Here is a 7,321-nt window from a genome sequence, read left to right on the forward strand (position 1 = left end):
ATTCACGTTAGCAGTCATAGACTTTAGGTTACCTAAAGGGATTGGTTCTATATTAACCGTTCCAGTTTGTGTGGATATTAAGTTATAATGCCGCCAAATTTTACCCTTGAACAGAGTCTAGCTCTAGTGGCAGGGCATAATAAAGATTTACGGTTTGTTTTGAGGTCATTTATTGATATCAAAATAATCATCCATTTTACTGAATGATAAGAGTCTGGGTTAATCATGAATAAACTACTAATCGGCTTACTGTTAACCTTAGGTATCACTGGTATAGCAAATGCGGCAGGTGATGCGACAGCGGGAAAAGCAAAAACAGCAGTCTGTGCCGCATGCCATAGTGCAGATGGCAATAGTGCCATTGCAAATTTTCCTAAAATAGCAGGCCAGAACGCTACTTATCTCGTTAAGCAGATGAAAGAGATTAAAGAAGGAACTCGTCCTGTTGTAGAAATGACAGGTTTGCTAGATCACCTGAGTGATCAGGACATGGAAGATATAGCAGCATATTTTTCGGGTAAAGCTATTCAAGGCGGAAAGGCTGCTAAAGACCAGCTAGAATTAGGTCAACAGATCTACCGTGCTGGTTTAGCTAAAAAGGGTGTTCCTGCTTGTAGTGCTTGTCATGCAGCTGATGGTAAAGGTATGGCTTCTGCAGGTTTCCCTGCTGTTGGAGGACAACATGCAGCTTATGCTGAAAAGCAATTGAAGGATTTCCGTGTTGGTTCGCGTAATAATGATCCGCAGGCAATGATGCGTGATATCGCCGCAAAACTTAGTGATGTAGAAATTAAAGCGGTTTCTAGCTACGTTCAAGGTTTGTATTAATCCTGACAGTAGTTGATAAAAAGGCAGCTTCGGCTGCCTTTTTATATTTATGGGTGAACCCTTTAAGGCCACCACTGTCTGATTTGAAAATCAGGTAATGCAATTGGAGAAATGATATGTGGAAGACGTTAATGTCTGTCCTGTTGGTTTTGGGTTTGAGTACGACAACATCGGCTGCGCAAGAGTATGAAGCGGGAAGGCACTTTGTAGAACTCCCCTCTGTTGTTAAGACAGCTGATCCTACAAAAATCGAGGTGACAGAGCTATTCGGTTACCCTTGCCCTCATTGTAATAGCTTTGAACCAGTACTTGAGGCATGGCATAAGAAACAGTCAGAAGTAGTCGACTTTAAGCGTATTCCGGTTGTATTTGGCCGTAGCTGGGAGCCTATGGCTCGCGCTTACTATACGGCTGAGTTACTAGGTGATGTAGAAAAAACACACCAACCAATGTTTGATGCAATCCATCTTCAGAAAAAACGCTTTAGAAATATGGATGACCTAGCGGATTATTATGCCGAACTAGGAGTAGATCGCGCTAAATTTGAAAAGACTTATGGATCATTTGCAGTAAATACTAAGCTGAACCAAGGTGACTCCAAAGTACGTGGCTATCAAGTTGATGGTGTGCCGTCGCTTGTTGTTAATGGGAAGTATCGCGTCACGGCAGCAATGGCTGGTGGGCAAAAGCAGATGCTTGAGGTTGTAAACTACCTTGTTGCCAAAGAGCAAAAAGCTCTAGAGCAATAGCATCTTTCCTATTGATAGACCAAACCGCCTTTTCTTGGCGGTTTTTTGATTGTGGTGCGATTAGGAAATCCACCTGCTTTGGACTAGTATTGAGTTAGTAATCTTCTAATGAATGGATAGAAATAGTGAGCAAGGAACCAGTAGACTGGAAAAAGAAGTATAAAGAAGCGGCATTGGAAATTGATAATCTGGAAAAGAACCAGAATAACGACCAGTTGCGCTTAGCTGTTTCTCACCTAACTCTTGGGCTACAAGGCCAATCAGAAGATTTAGATGGAGAGCTTGCATCACTGCGTAATACATTAAATAGCACAACTCATAAGCCACCACCCAGAAAATTGGTGGCGAACATTGAAAAGCATGTTCGAAAACTTGACCAGTCAAGAGAAGATACTGCAAAAGCTGTTACGGGTTCCGTTAGGGACTGGATTCAGCTCCTTAAAAAGCACTTCACCTTAGAGGCAGCGGAAAATAAAACGCTAGCTGAATTAGATAGTGCCACAGCAGATTCGGTGGAGCGGCTATACAAATTCCCACCCTTAATTAAGTCCCTAGTTGCATTGCAGGTTACTGCATTTTCTTCGACAAAAGCAGAATTAAGCACCGCCACTAACCAGTTATCTATTGATGTCGATTTATCTTTGATTAGCTCAGAGTTGCTTCAATTGATTAATGTACTCAACTTGACAGGAGAAAGAGGCCAGAAATCGCATGACATAGTCGACCGTATAGAGAAGGGTATAAAGCTAGAGGAGCTAGCTGATGTTCTATCGAAAGTTGTTGAGCTGGCTCAATTAGCTGCCGTTACTAGTAACGAGGACTTCGAGAACTACCTGATTAATTTGAATACTCAGCTAGTTGAGGTACAGGGGTTTCTTGAAGAAAGTCATTCTGAGCAAACAACAGCTGGAGATGCACACAAGCAATTAGATCTACAGGTAAGACGTGATGTTGGTACGATAAGTAAAGCGGTTAAGGATTCCCACGATATTAGTGAGTTGAAGACGTCCGTATCATCCCAGCTTCTAGAAATTGTGCGAGCTATGGATGAGTTCAAACGTAGTGAAGAAGATCGTGATGAGCGGTTACAGGAGCGTTATGATGCGTTGATGCAGCACGTTTCTGAAATGGAAGATGAAACTAAGCGTGTTAAAGCGCATATGGAAGAAGAGCGTTTAAAAGCCAGAACTGATTCGCTAACAGGTTTACCTAATCGTTCAGCGTATGATGATCATTTGAATAAAGAATTTGAGCGTTGGGGGCGTTATCAACAGGGCTTTTCTGTAGCTATTGGTGACCTTGATTTCTTTAAACGTATTAACGACACATATGGGCATTTGGCTGGAGATAAGGTTTTACGTCTGATTTCTCGGGTTTTACTCCGTAATTTGCGAGCGTCTGACTTTGTCGCACGCTTTGGTGGTGAGGAGTTCGTCATACTCATGCCATCCACAGAAGCGGAAGAAGGGGCAAAAGCAATTGAAAAGCTTCGAGATGCGATTAGTAAAAGCCCTTTTAATTTTCATGGCAAGCGAGTCACTATCACAATGTCTTTTGGCGTGACGCAAACACGTGAGTCTGATACTAAAGATGCGCTGTTTGACCGTGCTGATGCGGCGCTTTATAAAGCGAAACAAGACGGGCGCAACCGTGTTTGTATTGGCTAACTCTTTACCTATTGAGCGGGAACGGGCACACTTGTGCCGCTGATTTAGCTCTGTTTTTATAGGATTCTTCACGGTGCGACGCCTCTCTCGAAGTTTGAAAATAGCTCATACTATAATTCGTTATCGTCTTGATACATTTTTTGATGATCTATTATTGCCTTGGTATCTAAGAGCTTTTCTTTATTTGATGCCGTGGCGATACTTTATAAAAGTGACACAGCCAAGAGGTGTGCGCCTAAGATTAGCTTTAGAGTCGTTAGGCCCTGTATTTATAAAATTTGGGCAAATGCTGTCGACACGTAGAGACTTGCTGCCTGATGATATTGCAAATGAGTTAAAACGATTACAGGATAAAGTGCCTCCATTCTCTGGCCCTCAAGCCCAGTTGATCGTTGAAAAATCATTAGGCAAACCGGTGACAGAGTTGTTCGCAGCCTTTAATGTAGAGCCGCTCGCTTCTGCTTCCGTCGCGCAAGTTCACGAAGCAACACTACTGGATGGAAGAGAAGCTGTTGTAAAGGTTATTCGTCCCGGTATCGTAAAAACCATTAAGAAAGATGTAGCACTATTATATACATTAGCGCACTTGGTTCATGCTGCTTGGAAAGAGGGGCGCAGGCTTCGACCTGTAGAAGTTGTGGCGGAATATGAACAAACACTCTTTGATGAATTGGATTTAAGAAAAGAAGCGGCTAATGGTTCACAGCTAAAACGTAATTTCGAAGACTCCAATATCCTTTATGTTCCTGAAATATACTGGGATCTGACACGTCAGAATGTGTTGGTGATGGAGCGCATTTATGGCATACCTGTGGCCGAAGTAGATGAGCTTCGGGCGCAAGGGACAGACATGAAGACCTTAGCTGAGCGTGGTGTTGAAATATTTTTCACACAGGTTTTTAGAGACAGTTTTTTCCATGCGGATATGCATCCAGGAAACATTTTTGTATCGCGAGATAACCCCGTCACACCGCAATATATAGCCGTTGATTTCGGAATTATTGGCTCACTAACAGCAGAAGATCAAAGTTATTTAGCACGTAATTTCCTAGCTTTTTTTACAAGAGACTATCGCCAAGTAGCCCAGTTACACATCGATTCAGGTTGGGTGCCGGCAGGGACGAACGTCACTGCGTTTGAGACGGCTATTCGTAGCGTTTGTGAGCCTATATTTAACAAGCCGCTAAAAGATATTTCGTTTGGCCAAGTATTGTTGGGGCTATTTCAAACGGCTCGTCGGTTCAATATGGAAGTGCAGCCTCAGTTAGTGCTATTACAAAAAACGTTGCTGAACATCGAAGGGTTGGGTAGGCAGTTATATCCAGATTTAGATTTATGGCAAACAGGTAAGCCATTTCTCGAATCATGGATGAAGGATAGAGTCGGCCCTAAAGCTGCATATAGAACACTCAAGCAGCAGGCACCTGATTGGCTAGATAAAATGCCATATATGCCGCAGCTTGCATATGACGCTCTACAGCAGATTAAAAATCAACCATTACAAAGTAGAGCTGCTGAGTTAGCCCTTGTTCATCAACAAGAGCGCGCTGTTAAAGATGGTAGAAAAAGACTACTTGCCGTCCCGTGTATTATTGCCGCCTTATGGTTTGGTCATGAGCCTAGCCACGAATGGCTAGAGCAGTTGAGCTTAATGGGCTGGGCCTTGGGTGGCTTAGGTATTTATCTTCTTCTTAAATAAATAGAGATAGATCAATCTGAGTAATATCTGGGATGGAGCTTATCTAGTTGATCCGGTATGCTTGCCCTTCTCTGAGACCGAATAGTAGTAGAATAATGACAGACAGTTGGCTAGAAAGTATTAAGTGGGATGAGCAAGGTTTGATACCTGCAATAGCACAGGATTATAAAACTGGGCGCATACTGATGGTTGCTTGGATGAACCAAGAAGCCCTGCAGCTGACTGTAGCGGAACAGCGGGCTATTTATTGGTCTCGGTCTCGCCAAAAGTTATGGCGTAAAGGAGAAGAATCAGGGCATGTGCAGGTTCTTCATGAGATTCGGTTAGACTGCGATAGGGATGTGCTTGTGCTACAAGTTGAGCAGAAGGGTGGAATTGCTTGTCATACAGGAAGAGAAAGTTGTTTTTATAGCGTCTTGCGTGATGGTCAATGGGACGCTGTCGATCCTGTACTCAAAAATCCTGATGATATTTATAAGGGGTAAGCCGTCTGATGAGTGATGTTTTGACGCAGTTGGGAAAAATTCTAGAAGAGCGGAAAGGTGCTGCCGCTGAAGCCTCGTATGTAGCAAGCTTGCATGCAAAAGGCTTAAATAAAATTTTAGAGAAAGTTGGTGAAGAGGCTGTCGAGACAATTATTGCAGCAAAAGATGCCAAGCTTTCTGGTAATACAAGTGATGTAGTTTATGAAACTGCGGATCTGTGGTTTCACAGTTTAGTGATGCTGTCTCATCTAGGTGAGACACCGCAAGCTGTCCTAAATGAATTGGCTCGTCGTTTTGAAATGTCGGGTTTAGTTGAAAAAGAATCGCGCAATAAGCCATAAAATCGTTATCAATGGCGCTCTAGATCTTGAGGAGAAGTAAAATGGGTTTTGGTGGAATTAGTGTTTGGCAGTTAGTGATCGTGCTTGGAATCATTGTTTTATTGTTTGGTACTAAAAAACTTCGCAACATCGGTGGAGATTTGGGTAGTGCAGTAAAAGGTTTCAAAAAAGCGATTAAAGAAGAACCTGAAGATGCAAAAAAAATTGAACAGCAAGAGCAAGATGCTAACTTTACGGAAGAGAGTAAGCCTGCAGCAAAGCAGGAACAGTCGACTGATCAAAAATAATACGGATCTGTTGAATGTTTGATATAGGTTTTGCTGAAATACTACTAATCGGCGTTGTTGCGCTGATTGTGTTGGGGCCCGAAAAGCTTCCAACCGCTGTGCGTGCTGTCGGTTTATGGATGGGGCGAGCTAAGCGCGCTGTTTCTAGTATTCAGAGTGAAATATCTGAAGAGCTTCGACTTGATGAAATGAGGCGGACAGCAGCTATCCAGAAAGAAGAGCTAGATAAAGAGTTAAATGAAATGAAGCAGCCCTTTAATCATGCCTTTGAAGATGACTCTCCAGTCACTGAAGTGACTTCTTCTCCAACCATAGAACAAAGCGATGATGTAGCTGCTGTTACAGGTAGTGTCGCGCAACCTGAAAAGCCCGCGAATGAGTAATCAGCTAGGCGAAGCGCCAAAGCAAGAGCAAGAACAAACATTGGTCTCTCACCTGGTTGAGTTGCGCCAGCGAATGATGCGTATTATTTTGATCGTGTTTGCCGTATTCCTTTGTCTGTTTTATTTTGCTAATGATTTATATGAGTATCTTTCTGCACCGCTAACAGCGTTGCTGCCAGAAGGTACTAGTATGATAGCGACTGATGTGACGTCACCGTTTTTTGCGCCATTTAAATTGACGCTTGTGCTGGCAATTTTTCTTGGTATTCCTTTCATACTGCATCAAGTATGGGGTTTTATTGCCCCGGGCTTATACAATCACGAGAAGCGATTGGCAACACCGTTGCTTATTTCCAGTGTGTTTTTGTTTTATGCAGGCATAGCATTCGCCTACTTTGTTGTTTTTCCGCTGATATTTGGCTTCTTTACTAGTACGGGGCCTGAAAGCGTAGCGATTATGACGGATATCAGTAGTTACCTGAATTTCGTTTTGAAATTGTTCTTTGCTTTTGGAATTGTTTTTGAAATTCCAATAGCAACACTATTACTGATTTGGTCAGGAGCAACGACAGCAAAAGCGCTGACAGAGAAGCGTGCGTATGTACTTGTGTGTTGCTTTGTTGTTGGGATGTTGTTGACGCCACCAGATGTCATCTCACAAAGTCTTTTGGCAATTCCTATGTGGCTGCTGTTTGAGCTGGGTATTGTTCTATCAAAAGTGTTTGTGAAGAAGGTGGAAGATGATGATCTCGATGGTGAACTAGAAGCTGCGATCGATGAAGATGAGACAAACAGTCAGAGTTCGTGATGCGGGATCGATATAATAAAGGCGCCCTCGTGGCGCCTTTATTGTATGTAATCTGCTCAAAATGAATAAATATG

9 protein-coding genes are annotated in these 7,321 nt (G+C 42.8%); all 9 read left to right on the forward strand.

What is annotated here, in order from left to right; all coding sequences use genetic code 11:
- Window positions 1–225 precede the first annotated feature (225 nt).
- Entirely contained in the window at window positions 226–828 is a 603-nt protein-coding gene (locus QZZ55_RS19550) for a c-type cytochrome (RefSeq protein ID WP_293269100.1), read from the forward strand.
- Between the two features lie 116 nt (window positions 829–944).
- Window positions 945–1,577, forward strand: coding sequence for a thiol:disulfide interchange protein DsbA/DsbL (locus QZZ55_RS19555; RefSeq protein ID WP_293269101.1), 633 nt, complete (start codon window positions 945–947; stop codon window positions 1,575–1,577).
- Window positions 1,578–1,702: 125 nt separating this feature from the next.
- A complete protein-coding gene (locus tag QZZ55_RS19560; protein WP_293269102.1) occupies window positions 1,703–3,244 on the forward strand; it encodes a GGDEF domain-containing protein in 1,542 nt (513 codons plus the stop codon).
- Between the two features lie 73 nt (window positions 3,245–3,317).
- A complete protein-coding gene (gene ubiB / locus QZZ55_RS19565) occupies window positions 3,318–4,943 on the forward strand; it encodes a ubiquinone biosynthesis regulatory protein kinase UbiB (protein ID WP_293269103.1) in 1,626 nt (541 codons plus the stop codon).
- A gap of 95 nt (window positions 4,944–5,038) precedes the next feature.
- Window positions 5,039–5,428, forward strand: coding sequence for a phosphoribosyl-AMP cyclohydrolase (hisI, locus tag QZZ55_RS19570; RefSeq protein ID WP_293269104.1), 390 nt, complete (start codon window positions 5,039–5,041; stop codon window positions 5,426–5,428).
- Between the two features lie 8 nt (window positions 5,429–5,436).
- Complete coding sequence (locus QZZ55_RS19575; RefSeq protein ID WP_293269105.1) at window positions 5,437–5,769, forward strand: phosphoribosyl-ATP diphosphatase; 333 nt, start codon at window positions 5,437–5,439, stop codon at window positions 5,767–5,769.
- 41 nt (window positions 5,770–5,810) lie between these two features.
- A complete protein-coding gene (tatA, locus tag QZZ55_RS19580; RefSeq protein WP_293269106.1) occupies window positions 5,811–6,056 on the forward strand; it encodes a Sec-independent protein translocase subunit TatA in 246 nt (81 codons plus the stop codon).
- Between the two features lie 14 nt (window positions 6,057–6,070).
- Window positions 6,071–6,439: a Sec-independent protein translocase protein TatB gene (gene tatB, locus QZZ55_RS19585; protein WP_293269107.1), complete on the forward strand. Its 369-nt coding sequence runs from the start codon at window positions 6,071–6,073 to the stop codon at window positions 6,437–6,439.
- Window positions 6,432–7,247, forward strand: coding sequence for a twin-arginine translocase subunit TatC (gene tatC / locus QZZ55_RS19590; RefSeq protein WP_293269108.1), 816 nt, complete (start codon window positions 6,432–6,434; stop codon window positions 7,245–7,247). Before tatB ends, tatC begins: the two co-directional genes overlap by 8 nt.
- The last annotated feature ends 74 nt before the right edge of the window (window positions 7,248–7,321 follow it).

The sequence above is a fragment of the Neptunomonas sp. genome (assembly GCF_016744175.1).
Lineage (GTDB): Bacteria > Pseudomonadota > Gammaproteobacteria > Pseudomonadales > Balneatricaceae > Neptunomonas.

Bases quoted from the DNA above. Each gene is read 5' to 3' on its own strand.
- tatA (WP_293269106.1), top strand. From the start codon at position 5,811: ATGGGTTTTGGTGGAATTAGTGTTTGGCAGTTAGTGATCGTGCTTGGA.
- hisI (WP_293269104.1), top strand. From the start codon at position 5,039: ATGACAGACAGTTGGCTAGAAAGTATTAAGTGGGATGAGCAAGGTTTG.
- QZZ55_RS19555 (WP_293269101.1), top strand. From the start codon at position 945: ATGTGGAAGACGTTAATGTCTGTCCTGTTGGTTTTGGGTTTGAGTACG.
- QZZ55_RS19550 (WP_293269100.1), top strand. From the start codon at position 226: ATGAATAAACTACTAATCGGCTTACTGTTAACCTTAGGTATCACTGGT.
- QZZ55_RS19575 (WP_293269105.1), top strand. From the start codon at position 5,437: ATGAGTGATGTTTTGACGCAGTTGGGAAAAATTCTAGAAGAGCGGAAA.
- tatB (WP_293269107.1), top strand. From the start codon at position 6,071: ATGTTTGATATAGGTTTTGCTGAAATACTACTAATCGGCGTTGTTGCG.
- tatC (WP_293269108.1), top strand. From the start codon at position 6,432: ATGAGTAATCAGCTAGGCGAAGCGCCAAAGCAAGAGCAAGAACAAACA.